19 protein-coding genes and 1 riboswitch are annotated in these 18,438 nt (G+C 72.9%); of the genes, 12 read left to right on the top strand and 7 right to left on the bottom strand.

Going from position 1 to position 18,438, the window contains the following annotated elements:
• Positions 1 to 33 precede the first annotated feature (33 nt).
• From P3T27_RS33795 to P3T27_RS33780, 4 genes are all read right to left on the bottom strand, one after another.
• Positions 34 to 825: a hypothetical protein gene (locus P3T27_RS33795; RefSeq protein ID WP_280685097.1), complete on the bottom strand. Its 792-nt coding sequence runs from the start codon at positions 823 to 825 to the stop codon at positions 34 to 36.
• A gap of 203 nt (positions 826 to 1,028) precedes the next feature.
• The gene (locus tag P3T27_RS33790; RefSeq protein WP_280685096.1) at positions 1,029 to 2,165 is read right to left on the bottom strand and encodes a serine hydrolase domain-containing protein; all 1,137 of its coding nucleotides are present in this window, start codon (positions 2,163 to 2,165) and stop codon (positions 1,029 to 1,031) included.
• Positions 2,166 to 2,366: 201 nt separating this feature from the next.
• On the bottom strand, positions 2,367 to 3,434 hold the full coding sequence (locus P3T27_RS33785; protein WP_280685095.1) for a glycoside hydrolase family 19 protein: 1,068 nt from the start codon (positions 3,432 to 3,434) through the stop codon (positions 2,367 to 2,369).
• Positions 3,435 to 3,756: 322 nt separating this feature from the next.
• On the bottom strand, positions 3,757 to 4,170 hold the full coding sequence (locus P3T27_RS33780; protein ID WP_280685094.1) for an HIT family protein: 414 nt from the start codon (positions 4,168 to 4,170) through the stop codon (positions 3,757 to 3,759).
• A gap of 170 nt (positions 4,171 to 4,340) precedes the next feature.
• On the opposite strand from P3T27_RS33780, the gene P3T27_RS33775 reads away from it, so the two are divergent.
• A complete protein-coding gene (locus P3T27_RS33775) occupies positions 4,341 to 4,529 on the top strand; it encodes a DUF1508 domain-containing protein (RefSeq protein WP_280685093.1) in 189 nt (62 codons plus the stop codon).
• 174 nt (positions 4,530 to 4,703) lie between these two features.
• Here the strand turns inward: P3T27_RS33775 and P3T27_RS33770 are convergent, their stop codons facing one another.
• Positions 4,704 to 5,399 (bottom strand): MSMEG_1061 family FMN-dependent PPOX-type flavoprotein, encoded by a 696-nt coding sequence (locus P3T27_RS33770; RefSeq protein WP_280685092.1) that lies wholly within the window; start codon positions 5,397 to 5,399, stop codon positions 4,704 to 4,706.
• Between the two features lie 141 nt (positions 5,400 to 5,540).
• Between P3T27_RS33770 and P3T27_RS33765 the strand changes: the two genes are divergently transcribed.
• From P3T27_RS33765 to P3T27_RS33715, 11 genes are all read left to right on the top strand, one after another.
• Positions 5,541 to 5,855, top strand: coding sequence for an antibiotic biosynthesis monooxygenase (locus P3T27_RS33765; protein WP_280685091.1), 315 nt, complete (start codon positions 5,541 to 5,543; stop codon positions 5,853 to 5,855).
• 147 nt (positions 5,856 to 6,002) lie between these two features.
• A riboswitch (FMN riboswitch) is annotated at positions 6,003 to 6,130 on the top strand.
• Positions 6,131 to 6,338: 208 nt separating this feature from the next.
• Positions 6,339 to 7,001: a riboflavin synthase gene (locus P3T27_RS33760; RefSeq protein WP_280685090.1), complete on the top strand. Its 663-nt coding sequence runs from the start codon at positions 6,339 to 6,341 to the stop codon at positions 6,999 to 7,001.
• Positions 6,998 to 7,645 (top strand): nicotinamide mononucleotide transporter family protein, encoded by a 648-nt coding sequence (locus tag P3T27_RS33755; RefSeq protein ID WP_280685089.1) that lies wholly within the window; start codon positions 6,998 to 7,000, stop codon positions 7,643 to 7,645. The genes P3T27_RS33760 and P3T27_RS33755 overlap by 4 nt, the downstream gene beginning before the upstream one ends.
• Complete coding sequence (locus P3T27_RS33750) at positions 7,642 to 8,901, top strand: bifunctional 3,4-dihydroxy-2-butanone-4-phosphate synthase/GTP cyclohydrolase II (protein ID WP_280685088.1); 1,260 nt, start codon at positions 7,642 to 7,644, stop codon at positions 8,899 to 8,901. Before P3T27_RS33755 ends, P3T27_RS33750 begins: the two co-directional genes overlap by 4 nt.
• Positions 8,902 to 8,969: 68 nt before the next feature.
• Positions 8,970 to 9,443, top strand: a complete 474-nt coding sequence (ribH, locus tag P3T27_RS33745; protein WP_280685087.1) for a 6,7-dimethyl-8-ribityllumazine synthase — start codon at positions 8,970 to 8,972, stop codon at positions 9,441 to 9,443.
• Between the two features lie 99 nt (positions 9,444 to 9,542).
• The gene (locus P3T27_RS33740; protein WP_280685086.1) at positions 9,543 to 9,815 is read left to right on the top strand and encodes a phosphoribosyl-ATP diphosphatase; all 273 of its coding nucleotides are present in this window, start codon (positions 9,543 to 9,545) and stop codon (positions 9,813 to 9,815) included.
• A gap of 91 nt (positions 9,816 to 9,906) precedes the next feature.
• The gene (gene hisG, locus P3T27_RS33735) at positions 9,907 to 10,755 is read left to right on the top strand and encodes an ATP phosphoribosyltransferase (protein WP_280685085.1); all 849 of its coding nucleotides are present in this window, start codon (positions 9,907 to 9,909) and stop codon (positions 10,753 to 10,755) included.
• Positions 10,756 to 10,963: 208 nt separating this feature from the next.
• On the top strand, positions 10,964 to 11,404 hold the full coding sequence (locus P3T27_RS33730) for a PH domain-containing protein (RefSeq protein WP_280685084.1): 441 nt from the start codon (positions 10,964 to 10,966) through the stop codon (positions 11,402 to 11,404).
• Between the two features lie 273 nt (positions 11,405 to 11,677).
• Positions 11,678 to 13,021, top strand: a complete 1,344-nt coding sequence (locus tag P3T27_RS33725; RefSeq protein WP_280685083.1) for a hemolysin family protein — start codon at positions 11,678 to 11,680, stop codon at positions 13,019 to 13,021.
• Positions 13,018 to 14,064, top strand: a complete 1,047-nt coding sequence (locus P3T27_RS33720) for a hemolysin family protein (RefSeq protein WP_280685082.1) — start codon at positions 13,018 to 13,020, stop codon at positions 14,062 to 14,064. The genes P3T27_RS33725 and P3T27_RS33720 overlap by 4 nt, the downstream gene beginning before the upstream one ends.
• 98 nt (positions 14,065 to 14,162) lie before the next feature.
• Entirely contained in the window at positions 14,163 to 15,149 is a 987-nt protein-coding gene (locus tag P3T27_RS33715; protein ID WP_280685081.1) for an NAD-dependent epimerase/dehydratase family protein, read from the top strand.
• 96 nt (positions 15,150 to 15,245) lie between these two features.
• Here the strand turns inward: P3T27_RS33715 and P3T27_RS33710 are convergent, their stop codons facing one another.
• Positions 15,246 to 17,258, bottom strand: a complete 2,013-nt coding sequence (locus P3T27_RS33710; RefSeq protein WP_280685111.1) for an AAA family ATPase — start codon at positions 17,256 to 17,258, stop codon at positions 15,246 to 15,248.
• Between the two features lie 409 nt (positions 17,259 to 17,667).
• Positions 17,668 to 18,246 carry a hypothetical protein gene (locus P3T27_RS33705; protein WP_280685110.1) on the bottom strand — a complete coding sequence of 193 codons (579 nt, stop codon included), beginning with the start codon at positions 18,244 to 18,246 and terminating at the stop codon, positions 17,668 to 17,670.
• Between the last annotated feature and the right edge of the window lie 192 nt (positions 18,247 to 18,438).

Below are 18,438 nucleotides of genomic sequence, written 5' to 3'. Positions count from 1 at the left end.
GTTCGGTAATCCAACCCTCTGGTCGCCGGCCGGTCAGAGGCTCCGGTCCCGGACCTCCTCGATGAACGCCGCCGCCGCGCCGGCGTTCGGGACCGGGAAGGTGAGCGGCAGGCCGGCCGAGTACGTGCGGATCTCCAGTTCCCCGAGGTCGGAGGCCTGCGCGGACCGCACCTCCGCCCACCGGAACGCCTCCGTCGCGGCGAGCGGGTGCGGCGGCCGGTGCACCAGCCCGCCGGCCGTCACGGACAGTCGCCCCCGGGCGAACCGGACGGCCCCCTCCGTGCGCAGTGCCTCGTGCAGTGCACCCCGGAGCCCGGGGGAGAGCCGCTCGTCGAGCTCCCGGAAGAGCCCGTCCAGCCGCCGTAGATGCGCCACCGCCAGCGGCTCGTCCACGCCGACCAGCCATATCCGGCCCTCGCCCACCCCGCGCCGCCCGCCGGGGGAGTACTCGGTGGCCTCCACCGCCTCCCACGGCAGCGGCCGCTCGCTGCCGTCCGCCCCGACCAGCACCAGCCCGCCCTCGTGCACGTGGACGGACCGCAGGCCCGGCGTCGGCCGCAGCCACCCGTAGCCGCTCGTGGCCGTGAGCGCGACGGCCGCCACCACGGGCGCGGGCCACCACTCCCCGGTCGCCGGCCAGGCCGCTGCGGCGACGGCGGCCGCGGCGGCGTCCACCCACGCCCGGGCGCGCCACGACATCGGCCGGAACCGACGGTGCACCCGCACCGCCCGGCCGAGCCGCCCGCCGCCACCCGCGATCGACCGCGCCCGGGCCAAGGGCCACACCACCGCCACCTCGGTCACCTCCCGCTGAGCGAACACCACAACCGGAACCGCAGCTGTCGGACCCTGAGCATCGACCGACCGCCGGACCCCCGAACAGGGCCAATTGGTACCTCTTGGCCCCGAAATGGCCTTACCCCATCCTCCACCTCACCCTGCCCACGGCCTCACCCCGCCCTCTGCCCGACCTCGTGTGCTCCTCGTCAGTCCACCCTCCCCGTCGGAAGATCCTCCACCGCACCTCGTCACCTCGCCGTCGCGAACTCGTTCTGCAGCGTGCGCAGCAGGGTCGTGCCGGCCGGATCGGCGGAACGGCGGGTGTTGACCAGGACCACCACCCCCACCTGCTTCTCCGGATCGAAGGCCACGAAGGAGCGGAACCCGCCCGTGCCGCCGTTGTGCCAGATCTGTAGGTGACCGCCCTGCTGGGTGTGCAGGCGGTGGGCGAGCCACCCCAGGTGCATCCAGGCGAACGGGTTGACCCGGTGCCGGGTCTCCCGGGTGAGCGTGATCGCGGGCGCCAGCGGCGCGTCCGGCTCGCGGTCGGCGGCCAGCTGGGCCCGCAGGAATATCGCCAGGTCGGCGGCGGTCGACCGGAGCCCGCCCATGCCGGGGATGTCCGCGAGCTCCCAGTGCGGGACCGGCCGCCCGCCGGCGGTGTGCCCCTGCGCCAGCCGATCGGCCTGCTCCCGGCCCTCGCGCACACAGGTGTCCACCAGCCCCAACGGTTGGCAGACCTCACGCGCCACCAACTCCTCGTAGCCGGTTCCGGCCCGGTGGGCGAGAGCCAGGCCGAGCAGCCCGGCGCCGAGGTTGGAGTAGCGGAAGCTGCGCCCGGGTGCGGCCCGCAGCCTCGTCCGGGCGAGCCCGGCGAGTACGTACGCGGTGTCGCAATGGGCGTACGGATCGGGCTTGTTGGGCTTGAGCAGCGCCGTCGCCAGCAGCCCCCGGGGCAGGCGGGGGAGCCCCGAGGTGTGGGTGGCGAGGTGCCGCAGGGTGATCGGCCGCCCGCCCCTGTCCGGGACGGTGACACCGCCGGGCCGGATGCCCGCGAGCACGTCGGCGAGCGGTTGGTCGAGTCCGACGCCCGGTCCGGCGTCGAACCCGGCGTCGAACCCGGTGGCTGATCCGACAGATGATCCGGCGGTGGATCCGGCGGAGCCGGCGAGCACCAGCCGTGCGAGGACGAGCGAGGTGAACACCTTGGTGACGGAACCGATTTCGAACAGGGTGTGCGGCCCGGGCACGGCGCCGCCCGGGCCGGCTCGCCCGGCGCCGCGGATCTCCACGTCGCCGCCGGCCAGCCCGGCGACCACCGCGCCGACGTGTTGGCCGGCGAGCCGGTCGGCGGTCTGTTGCACAAGGCGGGCGAGTTCGTTCATGGCTGTGAGCCTAGGTCGTCGTGACCTGCGAAATCGTCCGCCGGAACGACGATTTCGCCCGCTCCCCGCTGCTCCCACAGGAGTACGCCCCGCTACGCTCGGCAACGTACCGACACCGACGTGTGTCGACCGGCCGAGCGGAGCGGGGCGTCTGACGGTCCGGGGGTCAGACCCGGAGGGGCGTCATCGCGCGAAGAGCCGTCAGCAGCTCAGGTTGCCCCCGGGGACGGTGCCGAGGATCTGGACGAAGCTCTGGTACAGGCTGATCCGGTGCTGCATCTGCGCGGTGTTGTTGCCGTTGCACTCCAGCGAGCCGTTGATGCTGCGGATCGTCTCACCGAAGCCGTACCCGTTGACCATGGCGTTGTGCGCGGTCATGGTGCCGGGCCCGTTCTGGGTGTTCCAATACCAGAGGCCGGTCTTCCAGGCCACCGCCGGGTCGGTCTGCACCAGGTTCGGGTTGTTCAGCAGGTCGATGCCGAGCGCGTCGCCGGCGGCCTTGTAGTTGAAGTTCCAGCTCAGCTGGATCGGCCCGCGCCCGTAGTACGCGGCCTGCCCGGCCGGGCACCCGTACGGCTGCGAGGTGTCGCAGTAGTGCGGGTAGTTGGCGGTGTTCTGCTCGACCACGTACACCAGTCCGCCGGTCTCGTGGCTGACGTTGGCGAGGAACGCGGCCGCCTCCTGGCTGCGGACGGTGTCGCTGCCGGTGGTCGCGAAGCCCGGGTAGGCGCTGAGCGCGTCGATCAGGCCCTGGTAGGTGTAGAAGGAGTTCCGGCCCGGGAACATCTGGTCGAACTGGGCCTGGCTGACCGGGAATCCGCCCGTGCCGGGCGGCTGCGTGGGCGTCGAGCCGCAGCTGTACGGCTCCCAGTACCAGGTGCTGATGACCGGGTCGTAGCCCGGGTTGTCGTGGGTGGCGCGGTAGTAGCCGCCGTTGGTGTACCGGACGATGTCGCCCGTGGCGTAGGTGCGGCCGGCGACCCAGGCGGGGTAGTCGCAGGTGCCGGGCGTGGAGCCGGTGGACCCGTCGCAGGAGCCCTGGTCGGCCCAGACACCGGTGCCGCCGGTGCTCGGGGCCTCGTTCTGGGTCCACCACTTGGCGGTCCAGTTGTGCCCGTTGTACGAGACGGCCGCGCCGCCGGTGTAGGCGGTCGCCGCGCTCCACGGCGTGCCGCAGGCGGCGGCACTGGCGGAGGCGGGGAGGAACACCGCGACCGCCAACGCCGTGATCAGGGCGGAGAGCAGCGCGAGCAGGCGTTTCAATGACACGTCATCACCCCTTGTGCGGTGGGGGCCGCACGTCGTCGAGACAGGGACCTGAGCGGGGCCGGGGAACCGGGCCCGCGCGGGGGCGCGTCGCGGGGGGACGGCCGACCGGGGTGCGGGCCGGTGCGGGGCCGACACCGACTCAAGCGGAGTGGTCTATACCTGTCAAGAGGGTTGGTGAAACTGGCTTACAAACGCGGGGAAGTGGCCGACGGCGGGCCGCACACGAAACGCCCCCGACTCCCTCAGCCCCCTCGTCCCCCTCGGCCCCCGATTCCCCTGGGCGCCCCCGAACCCCCGGCGACCCCACCACCCCGCCAGTCCGTCAGTCCCCGAGCGCCGCCCGCAGCCGCGCCGCGACCTCCGCGGCCCCCGCCTCGTCCGGGTACCTCCCCCGCGGCCAGAAGAACCCGCGCAGCCCGTCCTTCGGATTGCGCGGCACCACGTGGACGTGCAGATGCGGCACCGACTGGCTGATCCGGTTGTTCGCCGCCACGAAGCTCCCCGCCGCGCCCATCCCGCGCTCCACCGCGGCCGCCACCCGCTGCACCCGGAGGAAGAACGGCCCCACCTCGGCGGCCGGCAGGTCCGCCAGCGTGCGGTGGTGGGCGCGGGGTACGACCAGCACGTGGCCGGGGAACAGCGGCCGCCGGTCCAGGAACGCCACCGCCGCCTCGTCGTCCAGCACCCGGTGCGCGGGCTCCGCCCCGGCCACCACCGCGCAGAAGACGCAGTCCATCCGTCCATTCAAGCCACCGGCACCCGCCCCGGCACCCCGAAAACCCGTGGCGGACCGGCATCACCCGTCCGGCCCCCGATCGGGTGCGGCCGCTCGGTCGGCGGGCGCACCGTGCTGGAGGGGGGCTGACCACAGGGGCGCCCCGCGCGTCCCATGAGGAGGTGGCCCGGATGGTGGGCAAGTTCGAGATCTACGAGGACGCCGGCGGCAAGTACCGGTTCCGGCTCAAGGCGGGCAACGGCGAGATCGTCGCCACCGGCCAGGGGTACTCCAGCAAGGAGGCCGCCCACAAGGGCGTCGAGGCCGTCCAGCGCGCGGCCGACGGCGCACCGGTGGTGGACCTGCCCAAGGCCGCCTGAGCGCGCCGGATGCGCGCCGGGTGCGCGCCGGACGCGCGGCGGCCGGTCCACCCGGGCCGGCCGCCGCGCGGCATCGCGTCGCACGACGCGGGAGCACAGCATGAGGCGGGAGCGTCGCGTCGCCGGGCGGGGAGTGCAGCGACAACGGGGGCACCGCATCACGGGACCACCGCGTCACTCGTAGCGGTAGAGCAGCGCCTCCCGCTCGTTCTGCTCGATCATCTCGATGGTCAGCGCGTCGTCCCGCAGGTGCGAGAGGGTGATCTCCGCGGAGGTCGGCTGGGCGTCCTTGGCCAGCCAGTTCTCCGGCTTCCAGGCCGAACCGCGCAGGAAGGCCTTGGGGCAGTGCGCGTACACCTCCTCGACGGCCACCACGATCGCGCTGCGCGGGGGCTTGCCGACGGCGGTCAGCTGCCGCAGCAGCTCCGGGTCGGTGGAGACGCAGGCCCGCCCGTTGACCCGCAGCGTGGTGTCCCGGCCCGGGACGACGAAGATCAGCCCGATCCGACCGTTCTCCAGGACGTTGTGCAGGGTGTCCAACCGCTTGTTGCCGGTGGCGTCCGGGATGGCGAGGGTGTACTCGTCGAGGACGGAGACCAGCCCGGCCGGCCCGCCGCGCGGGGAGACGTCGCAGCGTCCGGCGGCATCGGAGCTGGCCACGAACACCAGCGAGGAACAGGCGATCAGCCGTCGCGCGACCTCGTGCAGGTGGTCGACCTGCTTGCGGCGCGCGTGGTCGCCGGGCTGCTCGTAGATCTCGCGCAGCTGGTCCGGGTCGGTCAGCGCCCCCGCGCGGAGGGCGGCGAACAGGCTGCCCGGCGCATCCGGAGCGATGGTTGACGGGCTGACAGATTCCGGTGTGGTGGTCATACCGGAAATCTAACCGAGCCCCTTTCCGGATCCCGGGCCGCAGGGCGGCCCAAGCCGTCGGTAAAGCTTCGTCCTACCCCTCCCCACCAGCGGTTTTACCCTGATAATGGGGCCAAGGGCTCCCCCTCGGAGGTGGTGGTCGTGATCGTGAGGATCTGGGCCGGACAGGTCTTGGCCGGTCGCATCGAGGAGTTCTGCGTGCTGCTGACCACACAGGTGATCCCGCAGCTCGGGCAGACCGACGGTTGTCTGGGCGGCGAGCTGTTGCGCTCGGTGACCGAGGACGGGCACCGGGTGATCGTGCTGACCCGCTGGCGCGACGAGGAGGCCCTGCGCGGGTACGCGGGTCCGATGTGGCGGATCCGACCGGTCTGCTCGGAGGGCGAACTGTGCTACCTCGCACACCCGCCCGTGGTCACCCACTTCATGCCGATCGCCGCGCCGGCCACGCTCTGAGTCACCGCGGCCCCGCCGTAGCCCTGCCCGCGGCTCCGAGTCACCCCGCCGCGCATTCCCCGCAACCGCGTGAAACAGCCCACAGCGGAAGGCTCTCCCTGGACTTGCGCGGGCCGTGGCAGAATGACCACGACAGCAGTGACGTTCAGCGCACTCCGGGGTCGGTGAAAATCCGAACCGGCGGTTACAGTCCGCGACCCGTCCGCAGCCAGCGGCCGGTTGACCAGGTGAAATTCCTGGACCGACGGTTAAAGTCCGGATGGGAGGCGTGCGCGGGCGGACGAACAGCGATATCCGTGGCCCCCCGGTGGGCCACGGCCAGGTGAACGGCGGGAGCAGTGTCTCCCGGGCCGGGCGAGCGATCTCCCGGCGGCCTCGGCATCCCGGCGACGGGTCGTGCCGTCGGCCTGCGCACCGTTGCCCGTCCGTGTCATCTCCCTATGCCGCCCCGGAGTCCGCGCCCCAAGCGCGAGGAGAACCCGGGTGTTCACCGGCATCATCGAAGAGCTCGGCGAGGTCGTGTCGATCGAGGAGATCGGCGACTCCTCGCGAATCCGCCTGCGCGGCCCGGTGGTCTGTACGGATGCGCGGCACGGCGACTCCATCGCGGTCAACGGCGTCTGCCTGACCGTCGTCGACACCCCCGACCAACTGGCTTCCGGCACCAGCGAGTTCAGCGCTGACGTGATGGCCGAGACGCTGCGCCGTTCCAGTCTGGGCGAGTTGAAGCCCGGCTCCCGGGTCAACCTGGAGCGTGCCATGGCGCTCGGCGCCCGGCTCGGCGGACACCTCGTCCAGGGCCACGTCGACGCCACCGGCACGTTGCTGAGCCGCGAGCCCGGCGAGCGCGACGCGGCAGGCGCCCTGCGCTGGGAGGTGCTGCGCTTCTCGCTGCCCGACACCATCTCCCGCTACCTGGTGGAGAAGGGCTCGATCACGGTCGACGGCGTCAGCCTCACCGTGGTGGAGGCCGCGCGCGACAGCTTCACCGTCAGCCTCATCCCCGCCACCCTCGCGCTGACCACGCTCGGCGCCAAGGCCGTCGGAGAGAGCGTCAACCTCGAGGTGGACGTGCTCGCCAAGTACGTCGAGCGGCTGCTCGACTCCCGCGCCCTCCCCCCGACGATCGCCGGAGAGTCCAAGTGAGCTGGCTCAGCGGAGAAGCGTTCACCGTCCTCGGTGAACACGTGAAGTGGGCCGACATGTTCGGCAACCTGCTCGGCATGTCCGCCCTCGCGCTCGGCTGGCGCCGCTCGGTCTGGAGCTGGCCGGTCCAACTCCTGTCGGGCGTCGTGCTGATCGCCGCCTACCTCGGGGGCCACGTCCCCGGTCTGATCGGCAAGCAGCTGATCGTGATCGTCACCGCCGCCTGGGGCTGGAGCCAGTGGCGGCGGGGCCGCCGGGACAGCGGCACGATCGCCGTCCGGTTCGCCACCTGGCCCGAGCGGGCCGCGCTGGCTGCGGGCACCGCGGCCGGCACCGTCGCGCTGGCCTGGCTGTTCACGTCCTACCCCAGCCTGTCCTGGAGCCCCTGGTCGGACGCCTACATCTTCGTCGGCACGCTGGCCGCGATGGTCGCCCAGGCCCGCGGCTGGGTGGAGTTCTGGTTCGCCTGGATCGCCGTCGACGTGGTGGGCGTCCCGTTCGCCTTCAACAGCGGCTACTCCTTCTCCGGCCTCACCTACTCGCTCTACTTCGTCCTGGTGCTGCTCGGCCTGCGCTCGTGGTGGCTGAGCACCCGTGAGCCGCGCGTCAACTCCGCCACCGTCCCGCAGGGAGCCACGGTATGACCGAGAACCACACCCTCGACCTCGAACTCGTCCTCGACCCGGTCGAGCGGGCGATCGCGGACATCGCCCTCGGCCGTGCCGTGGTCGTGGTCGACGACGAGGACCGGGAGAACGAGGGCGACATCGTCTTCGCGGCCTCCGCCGCCACCGCCGAGCTGATGGCCTTCACCATCCGCTACAGCTCCGGCGTGATCTGCGCCCCGATGACCGGCGAGGAGCTGGACCGCCTCAAGCTCCCGCCGATGACCCAGGTCAACGAGGACCGCAAGGGCACCGCGTACACCGTCTCGGTGGACGCCCGCGAGGGGGTCGACACCGGCATCTCCGCCGCCGACCGCGCCCGCACCGTCCGGCTGCTGTCCTCGCCCGGCACCGAGCCCGGCGACCTCACCCGCCCCGGGCACGTCTTCCCGCTGCGCGCGGTCGAGGGCGGGGTGCTGGTCCGCCCCGGCCACACCGAGGCGGCCGTCGACCTGGCCCGGCTCGCCGGACTGCCGCCGGCCGGCGCGATCGCCGAGGTGGTCAACGACGACGGCACCATGGCCCGGCTGCCCGAACTGGTCGCCTTCGCCCGCGAACACGGCCTCGCGATCATCTCCATCGAGGACCTGATCGCCTACCGTCGCCGCACCGAGCTGCACGTCGACCGGGCCGCCGTCACCGCCCTGCCCACCGTCCACGGCGAGTTCACCGCCGTCGGCTACAAGGGCACCATCGACGGTGTCGAGCACATCGCGCTGGTGGCCGGCGGTCTCGGCGCCGACGGCCGGCTGCCCGAGGGCGAGGACGTCCTGGTCCGGGTCCACTCCGAGTGCCTGACCGGCGACGTCTTCGGCTCGCTGCGCTGCGACTGCGGCCCGCAGTTGGAGGCTTCGCTGCACCGGGTCGCCGAGTCCGGCCGCGGCGTGGTGCTCTACCTGCGCGGCCACGAGGGCCGGGGGATCGGCCTGGCGCACAAGCTGCGCGCCTACGAACTCCAGGAGCAGGGGCGCGACACCGTCGACGCCAACCTCGACCTCGGCCTGCCGGCCGACGCCCGGGACTACAGCATCGCGGCGCAGATGCTGGTGGACCTCGGCGTCCGCTCGCTCACCCTGCTCACCAACAACCCGGAGAAGGTCTCCGCGCTCACCGAGCACGGCCTCAAGGTCAAGGGGCGCGAAGCGGTCGAGATCGCGCCCGGTGAGCACAACCTGCGCTACCTGCGCACCAAGCGCGACCGGATGGGCCACGACCTGCCCGGCCTCGGCTCCTGACCACACCGCCCTCCTCCACGGGCCCCTGAACACGCCCGCCCCCATCACGACGGACAGGAAGTACGAACATGAGCGGCCACGGAGCCCCTGAGCTGACCATCGACGGCGCCGCCGACCTCAAGGTCGCCGTCGTCGCCGCCCAGTGGCACGACAAGGTGATGAACGGCCTGCTGGACGGCGCCCACCGCGCGCTCAAGGAACTGGGCGTCGCGGAGCCGACCGTGCTGCGCGTCCCCGGCACCTTCGAACTGCCGGTCGCCGCCAAGCGACTCGCCGACCACGGCTACGACGCGGTGGTCGCCCTCGGCGTGGTGATCCGCGGCGGCACCCCGCACTTCGACTACGTCTGCCAGGCGGCCACCGCCGGCCTCACCCAGGTCACCGTCGACACCGGCGTCCCGGTCGGCTTCGGTGTGCTGACCTGCGACAACGAGGAGCAGGCGATCGACCGGGCCGGCCTGCCCGGCTCCGCCGAGGACAAGGGCCACGAGGCCGTCACCGCCGCCGTCGCGACCGCCGCGGTGCTGCGCGCCGCGCTCTGAGCGGACCGTCCGGACCCGGACCGTGGACGTCCATCGGACCGTCCACGGTCCGGGACCGTTTACCGCCCGTGACCCAGCACGCCGTAAGGTGAGTCCATCATGGCTTCGAAGACATTCGAGGAGCTCTTCGCCGAGCTCCAGCAGAAGGCCGCCACCGGCGACCCCTCGTCCTCCCGTACCGCGCAGCTCGTCCAGCAGGGCGTCCATGCGATCGGCAAGAAGGTCGTCGAGGAGGCCGCCGAGGTCTGGATGGCCGCCGAGTTCCAGTCGGACGAGCAGACGGCCGAGGAGGTCTCGCAGCTCCTGTACCACGTTCAGGTGATGATGATCGCCCGTGGGCTGACGCTCGACGACGTCTACAAGTACCTCTAGACCCGGTCCGAAGAGACCCGGTCCGACAAAGCACCTCCGACACCCGGTTCGAACTGCACACCCCTCCCAACAGGTAAGGAACCAACCTCCCATGCTGCGCATCGCCGTCCCCAACAAGGGTTCGCTCTCGGGTCCCGCGGCGGAGATGCTCCATGAGGCCGGCTACCGCCAACGGAAGGACCCCAAGGAGCTCGTTCTCGTCGACCCGAACAACGAGGTCGAGTTCTTCTTCCTGCGCCCGCGCGACATCGCCGTCTACGTCGGTTCCGGCCGCCTGGACGTCGGCATCACCGGTCGCGACCTGCTGCTGGACTCGCACTCCAACGCCGAGGAGGTGCTCGCCCTCGGCTTCGCCGGGTCGACCTTCCGCTTCGCCCGCCCCGAAGGCGTGGCCGTCGAGGACGTCAAGGGCCTGGAGGGCCTGCGGATCGCCACCTCCTACACCGGGCTGGTCGAGCAGCACCTCGCCGACCACGGCGTGAAGGCGACCGTCACCAAGCTGGACGGCGCGGTGGAGACCGCGGTGCAGCTGGGCGTCGCCGACGTGATCGCCGACGTGGTGGAGACCGGCACCAGCCTGCGCAACGCCGGCCTGGAGGTGTTCGGCGAGCCGATCCTGATCTCGGACGCCGTGGTGATCCGCCCCAAGGGCGCGGGCGAGGACGCCCGCGTGGAGCAGTTCCTGCGCCGCCTCCAGGGCGTGCTGGTGGCCCGCCGCTACGTGCTGATGGACTACGACATCCGGGCCGAGAAGGTCGGCGCCGCCGTGGCGCTCACCCCCGGCCTGGAGTCGCCGACCGTCTCCCCGCTGCACACCGAGGGCTGGGTGGCGGTGCGTTCGATGGTGCTCCGCAAGGAGGCCCAGCAGATCATGGACGACCTGTGGAGCATCGGCGCCCGGGCCATCCTGGTCACCAACATCCACGCCTGCCGCCTCTGAGCGGCGCGGCGGCGACCGCGCCCGCCGCGATGCGGGTAAGGAACGGTTGAATGGGGCGGGGACGCCGGTCGGCGTCCCCGCCCTTTGCTGGATCCGCCCGCTCGGATCCGCGCCCCGCCCCGAACCGCCGTCCGCGACGACCGCCGTTCCCGGAACGAGCCTTCCCGGGAGCGACCGTTCCCCTGAACCACCCCACCGGAGATCCCACGTGTCCACGCCGCCCGTCGAGTTCCCCGTCACCTGGGCGCCGCGCCGCACCCGCGCCGTGCTGCTGCCGGTCTGCGTGCTGCTGGTGGTGCTGTTCGCCGTGATGGCCGTGCTGCTCCCGGAGAACTGGCAGCTCAACGACCGGATCATGATGGCGGCCAGCGGTGTGCTGTTCGCGTGCGTGGGCCTGATGCTGGCCCGTCCCCGGGTGAGCGCCGACGCGCAGGGCGTGACGGTGGTCAACTTCGTCCGCAGCCGCCGGCTCTCCTGGGCCGAGATCGTCCGGGTCAACTTCCGCCAGGGCGACCCGTGGGCCACCCTCGACCTGGCCGACGGCACCTCGCTCGCCGCGGTCGGCATCCAGTCCGGCGTCGGCAAGGCCCAGGCGATCGCGGACGCCCGTGCCCTGCGTGATCTGGTCGAGCACCACGCCCAGGCCTGAACCCCGGGCGGCCACCACCCCATCCAGGCCCACCCAGGCCCGCCCGAGCCCAGCCAGGTCCGCCCGGACCCGCTCCGACCTGGGAATCCTCGGTCGGGCGGGTCCGAACACTCCTCCTACCATCGTCCCGGTATGGTCTACGCTGGTAAAAGCAGGGCAAAGCTTCCGCCCTGCCCGAAAGCGACCTGAGGAGTGACACTCCCCCTCGATGGACGATCCGTCCGGTAGTACCTGCGCCGCCCACCTTCCTGTCAGCGGAAGGCAGGCGGCACTGTGATCACCGCCTGGCTGCTGTTGCTCGCAGCCCTCCTGCTGATCCTCGCCAACGGCCTGTTCGTGGCCGCCGAGTTCGCCTTCGTGACCGTGGAACGCGGGGCGGTGGAACGTTCCGCCGCGACCGGCGACGCCAAGTCCGGCCGCGTCGCCCGCGCCCTGCGGCACCTCTCGTTCGAACTGTCCGGCGCCCAGCTCGGCATCACCGTCACCTCGCTAGTGGTCGGCATGCTCGCCCAGCCGGCCCTGTCCACCCTGCTCAGCCCCGTCATGACCGGTATCGGCGTGCCCGCCTCGGCCGCCCGCGGCGTCGCCGTGGTGGTCGGCATGGTGCTCGCCACCGTGGTGCAGATGGTGATCGGCGAGCTGGTCCCGAAGAACTGGGCGATCTCCCGTCCGCTCCAGGTGGCCCGCGCGGTCGCCGCCCCGCACATGGCCTTCTCCTTCGTCTGCCGCCCGCTGATCAGCTTCCTGAACGGGGCTGCCGACCGGACGGTCCGCGCCTTCGGCGTCGAGCCGCAGGAGGAGCTGGGACACGCCCGCACCCCGGCCGAGCTGGTCGCGCTGGCCCGCCACTCGGCCAAGGCCGGCGCGATAGACGAGGAGTCGGCGACCCTGTTCGTCCGCACCCTGGGCCTGAGCGAGCTGACCGCCGAGTCCGTGATGACCCCGCGGATCGACGTGGCCGCCCTCCAGATCGACGCCACCGCCTCCGACGTGGTCAACCTGACCCGGGCCACCGGCCTGTCCCGCTTCCCGGTCTACACCGACAGCCTGGACGAGGTCACCGGCATCGTGACCCTCAAGGACGCCCTCGCCGTCCCGGCCGCCCGCCGCGGCCTGGTCCGGGTGGGCGGGCTCTCGTCGCCGCCGCTGCTGGTGCCCGAGACCCTGCCCGCCGAGCGGCTGCTCGACCAGCTGCGCCGCCTCCAGCCGATGGCCATCGTGGTCGACGAGTACGGCGGCACCGCCGGCGTCGTCACGGTCGAGGACATCGTCGAGGAGATCGTCGGCGAGGTGCAGGACGAGCACGACCCCGCCGACCGCCCCGAGCTGCTGTCGCTGCCCCCGCTGAACGGCCTGCCGGCCTGGGAGGCCGACGGCCGCGCCCGGATCGACCAGCTGGAGGCCATCGGCCTGAACGCCCCGGACGGCCCGTACGAGACGCTGGCCGGCCTGGTCTCCGACCTGCTCGGCAAGCTGCCCGAGGTCGGCGAACAGGCCGAGCTGCCCGGTTGGCGCCTCACCGTCACGGGTGTCGACCGGCACCGCACCAGCCAGGTCCGGGTCGAGCGCACCAGCGCACCGGCCTCCTTCGGTGAGAGCCAGGAGGACGCCCGATGACCGCGCTCCAACTGGCCGTCGCCGTCCTGCTGCTGCTCGGGAACGCCTTCTTCGTCGGCGCCGAGTTCGCCGTCGTCTCGGTGCGCCGCAGCCAGGTCGAACCGCTCGCCGAGGCCGGCCACAAGCGCGCCCGCACCGTGCTGCACGCGCTGTCCAACGTCTCCGCGATGCTGGCCGCCGCCCAGCTCGGCATCACCGTCTGCTCGCTGGGCCTCGGCGCCCTCGCCGAGCCGACCATCGCGAGCCTGCTGGAGGGCCCGTTCCACGCGATCGGCATCCCGTCCGGTCTGATGCACCCGCTCTCGTACGGGATCTCGCTGGCCGTCGTGGTCTTCCTGCACATGGTGATCGGCGAGATGGTGCCGAAGAACATGGCCATGGCCGGCCCGGAGAAGGCCGCGCTCTGGCTCGGCCCGCCGCTGGACCGGCTGGCCCGCTGGCTGGCCCCGGTGATCCGGGTGCTGAACGCGTTCGCCAACGGTGTGCTGAAGCTCTTCCGGGTCGAGCCCAAGGACGAGGTCGAGTCGGTGTTCACCACCGAGCAGCTGATGTACCTGCTGGTCGACTCCCGGGACGCCGGCCTGCTCGACGAGGGCCGCCAGGAGCGCCTGGAGGACGCCCTGGAGCTGGGCCACCGACCGGTCACCGAGGTGCTGCTCAAGCCCGAGCAACTGGTCACCGTGGACACCAAGGTGACCGCCGCAGAGGTCGAGGAGCTCGCCCTGCGCACCGGCTTCTCGCGCTTCCCGGTCACCGACGGCGACCCGGCCGGCCACGGCTACCTGGGGTACCTGCACCTCAAGGACGTCCTCGACGTGGAGGACCCGTCCGCGCCCGTCCCGGCCCGGCTGTGGCGCCCGATCACGGTGCTGCGCGGCAGCCTCCCGCTGGACGACGCGCTCGGCGCGATGCGTCGCGCGACCTGCCACCTGGCCGCCGTGCTGGACCAGGACGGGCGCACGCTCGGCGTGGTCATGCTGGAGGACGTGCTGGAGGAGCTGGTCGGCGAGATGCACGACCCCGACCACCGGTCCGCCGGCTGAGGTTCCCCGTTCCGCTGACGGCGTGTCCGCTGCGGGCGATTCCGCCCTGAGCGTTCAGCTCTTCCCATGCCGGCCACCCTGGGCGCAGGGTGGTCGGCATGAGGCTTCTCCTGCTGGGTGGAACGAATTTCGTCGGACGGGCCGTCGCCGAGGAGGCGCTGGCCAGGGGATGGGAGGTGACGGCCCTCAACCGCGGCACGCAGCCCGCGCCCGAGGGCGTGACCGTGCTGTCGGGCGACCGCACCGCCGAGGGCGGGCTCGCGGCGCTGGCGACGGGGGAGTGGGACGCGGTGGTGGACACCTGGTCCTGGGCCCCGGCGGCGGTGCGCGACAGCGCCCGGCTGCTCAACGGCCGGGTCGGCCACTACGCGTACGTCTCCAGCCGGTCGGTGTACGACTACCCGCTGGTCGGCGGGGCGGACGAGTCGGCGCCGGTGGTCGCGTCGTCCCCGGACGCCGAGGGCGAGGTGCCCTACGCGGAGGCCAAGCGCGGTGCCGAGCTGGCGCTGGAGGCGGAGTTCGGCGGGCGCGCCCTGCTCGTCCGGGCCGGGCTGATCCTCGGCCCGTACGAGAACATCGGCCGGCTGCCCTGGTGGCTGAACCGGATCGCCCGCGGCGGCCCGGTGCTCGCCCCCGGCCCGCGTGACCTGCCGCTGCAGTACATCGACGCCCGCGACCTGGCGATCTGGACCCTGGACGCGGTGGCGGCTCGGCTCGGCGGCCCGTACAACGTGGTCAGCCCGGCGGGCCACACCACGATGGGCGAACTGCTGGAGGCCTGTGTGCGGGGCACCGGCTCGGACGCCGACCTGCGCTGGACCGACCCCGAGCGCATCCTGGCGGCCGGCGTCGAGCCGTGGACGGAGCTGCCGATCTGGCTGGCGCCCGGCGAGCTGTACGACTTCCTGCACGGCGCGTCCGTGGCCCGGGCGGTCGGCGCCGGGCTGCGCTGCCGGCCGGTGGCCGAGACGGTCGAGGACACCTGGGCCTGGCTGCAGTCGATCGGCGGCGGCGCCCCGCAGCGCGCCGACCGACCGAACGTCGGGCTCGACCCCGAGCGCGAGGCGAAGCTGCTCCGAGGGTGAGCGTGCGAGGGCGTGTCCGACGATTCGCGGTGGATCAGCGTGCTCCGGCCTCGCGCGCCCGGCGGAAGTGGCCGGACCCGCCCAGGGGAGCCGGTCTCAGCCGCGGCCGTCGATCAGCTCCCCGTAGGCCTGGACGAGGTCGGGCAGGCGCAGGGTCGCCAGGTCCTCCCGGCCCGGCGGCTCGCGCAGCAGGGAGAGCCGCAGGTCCCGGTAGGCGCAGGACTTCTCGTACAGGGTGCGGATGAACCGGCCGTTCCCCAGCTCGTCGATCCAGCCCTCGCGGACCACGTGGGTGCAGATGCTGGCCAGCTCCTCGGCCGCGTCCTCGTCCCAGCCGTCGCCGTCCCGGCCGGCCAGCGCGGCGCCGATCGCGGTCAGCTCGTTCGGGCGGTAGCTGGGGAAGTCGACCCGGGTGGTGAAGCGGGAGTTGAGGCCGGGGTTGGTGGCGAGCAGCCGGTTCATGCCCTCGGGGTAGCCGGCCAGGATCACCACCAGGCGGTCGCGGTTGTCCTCGGCGCGCTTCAGCAGCACCTGGAGCGCCTCGTCGCCGTAGGCGTCGCCCTTGGTGTAGCCGGAGTTGGAGAGGCTGTACGCCTCGTCGATGAACAGCACGCCGTCCAGCGCGGAGTCGATCAACTCGTTCGCCTTGACCGCGGTCTGGCCGAGGAACTCGCCAACCAGGTCGGCTCGTTGGGCCTCGACCAGGTGGTCTCCGGAGAGTAGCCCGAGGGCGTGGAAGACGCGTCCGAGGATCCGTGCCACGGTGGTCTTCCCGGTGCCGGAGGGGCCGGAGAAGACGAAGTGGCGTTTGGGGGGCTGGACGGGCAGGCCCTGCGCGGCCCGAAGCCTGGACATCCGCAGCTGTGCCGACAGCGCCCGCACCTGGCGCTTGACCGGCTCCAGGCCCACCATCAGTGAGAGCTCCGCCAGCGCGGCGTCCAACTCGCGCTCGTCGTCGACCGGTTGGGCGGCCGGCCCGGGGACGGTACGGGGCTGGGCCTCGGCGCGGACGGGCAGCGGCGCCGGTGCGGCGGAGCCGCCCGGTGCACCCGATCGCTCGCCGGCCGCCTGCGGTGCGGGGTCCGGAGCCGGGGGGACGCCCTGGCCCGGCCCCGCGGCGAACCCGGGCCCGTCCGCGTACCCGGGCGCGTCCGCGAATCCCGGTCCCTCGGTGAACCCGGCCTCCTCGGCGTACCCGGGCCCGCCGGTGAACCCGGACGCCCCGTCGCCGAACCCGCCCGTCGCGGGGTACCCGGCCTCGTCCTGGAGGTCGGCCTCGTCCGGCTCGACGTCCTCGATCCCGGCCGACCGACCGCCCGCCGGCGAACCGCCGCTCGACAGACCGCTCGACAGGCCGCCCGACAAGCCGTCCGACAGGCCGTCGGGCAGGTCGTCCGCCAGGGCGTCCTCCGCCGTGATCGCGGCCAGCCGCGCCGCGGTGTCCATGAACACCGGATCGGCCCGGTGCACCGCCCGGTAGAGCGGCAGCGCGGCCGCACTGCGCCCGGCCCCCTCGTACGCCCGGGCCAGCCAGTACCGCAGTTCCTTGCGCTGCGGCTGCTCGGAGCGGCAGCGGGCCAGCGAGGCGGCCAGCGGCGCCTGCGCCTGGGCGCACATGTCCAGCCGGACGCGTGCCATGCCGGCGAACAGCCCGGCCTCGATGCCCAGCAGCGGGTCGTCCAGTAACCGGTCGGTGTCCCGGATCAACTGCTCCCAGTCCTTGAGCAGATAGGACCGGCAGGCGTACAGGAACTGGGCGGACGGGTCCTCGCTGGGCGCCGGGCACTGTTCCAGCGCCCGGTCCAACTCGGCCAGGTGGCGGCCGTCCAACCAGTGCGAGGCGTGCGCCAACGCGAGGTCGCGGGCGTCCTCCAGGACGGGCTGCACCCACCAGCCCAGCCAGTACCAGGAGCTGAGCGGCCGTCGGTGCCGGTGCCGTTGCTCACCGAACCGTTTCTGGTTGCGGTACATGGCCAGCAGCGCCGCCGAGGTGTCGCTGCGCAGCGCGTGCAGGCCGAGCCAGGCGTCGGCCATGCCCGGGTCCAGGCGGACGGCCGCGCGGAACTCCTCCTCGGCACGGGCGTACGCGCCCGCCGTGTAGGCGTCCATGGCACGTTGCCACGCGCGGTCGGCGAGCCGGTCCGGGCCGCCCGCGTTGCTGTCGGAACTGTCCACCGTCGTCACTCACGCCCCCCGCGGCTTGGCCCGGGGCTCGGTGGCGGGTTGCCTGCGTGCAGCCGGGCCGGTGGTCGGAAGCCCCCGGGCGCATATGCGCCTGCGAGGAATCGTACCGGCGTGGCGCTGATCCGGAAGGGTGCCGCACGGAGTCAAATGCGATCGTGCGAGCGGTCGTTGAGCGGGTGACGGCCCGGATCGGCGGTGGGGGAGCGTGATTCGGAAAGGGACCGGACGGCGCCCCCGGCTCACGGGGGAACAAGTCGGGGACGCCGGGTCCGAGGCGGCCGGAACATCCCGTTCCGGCAGCTGATGAGAACCTAGAACCTGGTGATGCCGCAGGTCAAGGGCTTGTTGAAGGTTCACCCACGGTGCCCGGCGTGATTCGCCCGGTCACCCCGTCGACCCTCGTCCCGGCGAACGGGCGGCTCGGATCGGCGGCGAAATGCGCCGATTCGGCCCGGGCCCAGCCGGCCCAGAACTCGGCCAGTTCCGGCCCGTCGCGCTCCTCGCCGCGCCGCCGGGCCGAGGCGGCGTCCAACTCCATCCAGATCACCCGGGCCAGCCACGGCCGCACCGCCCGTCGCCCGGCGCCGACACCCTCCACCAGCACCACCGGGGCGGCCGGCACCGCGGCCGTGCCCGCGAAGCGGCGCAGCGTCCAGTCGTACACCCCGTGCGCGCCGTCCCGGCCGGCCGCCAGCGGCTCCAGCACCTGCGCACGCAGCCGCCCGGCCCAGGCGAAGGGCTCGGTGTGGGTGGCCAGATCGTCGAGGTGGACCACCGGCGCCCCGCCGAGCGCCGCCGCCAGCCGCCCGGCGAAGGTCGTCTTGCCCGAGCCCGCGTGCCCGTCCACCGCGACCAGCCGCACCGGTCCGCAGGACGGCGGCAGCGCGCACAGTTCCGCCGCGAGCGAGGCCAGCGCGTCGCCGGTAGCGGGCGGAAGGGTGGGGGAGAGGGTTCCGGATGCAGCCACAACGTCAACCCTACGGTGCCGTAGCCCACCACTCCGGCCAGTTCCTCCAGGGTGATCGTGACGGCGACGCGGGTTTCCGGCATACTCGCATCGCCATGCCTGTGAACGGCCGTTCACCGTGATCCGGTGCCGGTCGGG

This window comes from Kitasatospora sp. MAA19, assembly GCF_029894125.1.
GTDB lineage: Bacteria > Actinomycetota > Actinomycetes > Streptomycetales > Streptomycetaceae > Kitasatospora.
This window is presented reverse-complemented; position numbering and strand designations above follow the sequence as displayed.

Excerpts from the sequence above, each read along its gene's own strand:
- P3T27_RS33790 (WP_280685096.1), bottom strand. The coding sequence starts at position 2,165 with ATGAACGAACTCGCCCGCCTTGTGCAACAGACCGCCGACCGGCTCGCC.
- P3T27_RS33780 (WP_280685094.1), bottom strand. The coding sequence starts at position 4,170 with ATGGACTGCGTCTTCTGCGCGGTGGTGGCCGGGGCGGAGCCCGCGCAC.
- P3T27_RS33775 (WP_280685093.1), top strand. The coding sequence starts at position 4,341 with ATGGTGGGCAAGTTCGAGATCTACGAGGACGCCGGCGGCAAGTACCGG.
- P3T27_RS33770 (WP_280685092.1), bottom strand. The coding sequence starts at position 5,399 with ATGACCACCACACCGGAATCTGTCAGCCCGTCAACCATCGCTCCGGAT.
- P3T27_RS33750 (WP_280685088.1), top strand. The coding sequence starts at position 7,642 with ATGACCGAGAACCACACCCTCGACCTCGAACTCGTCCTCGACCCGGTC.
- ribH (WP_280685087.1), top strand. The coding sequence starts at position 8,970 with ATGAGCGGCCACGGAGCCCCTGAGCTGACCATCGACGGCGCCGCCGAC.
- P3T27_RS33740 (WP_280685086.1), top strand. The coding sequence starts at position 9,543 with ATGGCTTCGAAGACATTCGAGGAGCTCTTCGCCGAGCTCCAGCAGAAG.
- hisG (WP_280685085.1), top strand. The coding sequence starts at position 9,907 with ATGCTGCGCATCGCCGTCCCCAACAAGGGTTCGCTCTCGGGTCCCGCG.
- P3T27_RS33720 (WP_280685082.1), top strand. The coding sequence starts at position 13,018 with ATGACCGCGCTCCAACTGGCCGTCGCCGTCCTGCTGCTGCTCGGGAAC.
- P3T27_RS33715 (WP_280685081.1), top strand. The coding sequence starts at position 14,163 with ATGAGGCTTCTCCTGCTGGGTGGAACGAATTTCGTCGGACGGGCCGTC.
- P3T27_RS33710 (WP_280685111.1), bottom strand. The coding sequence starts at position 17,258 with ATGGACGCCTACACGGCGGGCGCGTACGCCCGTGCCGAGGAGGAGTTC.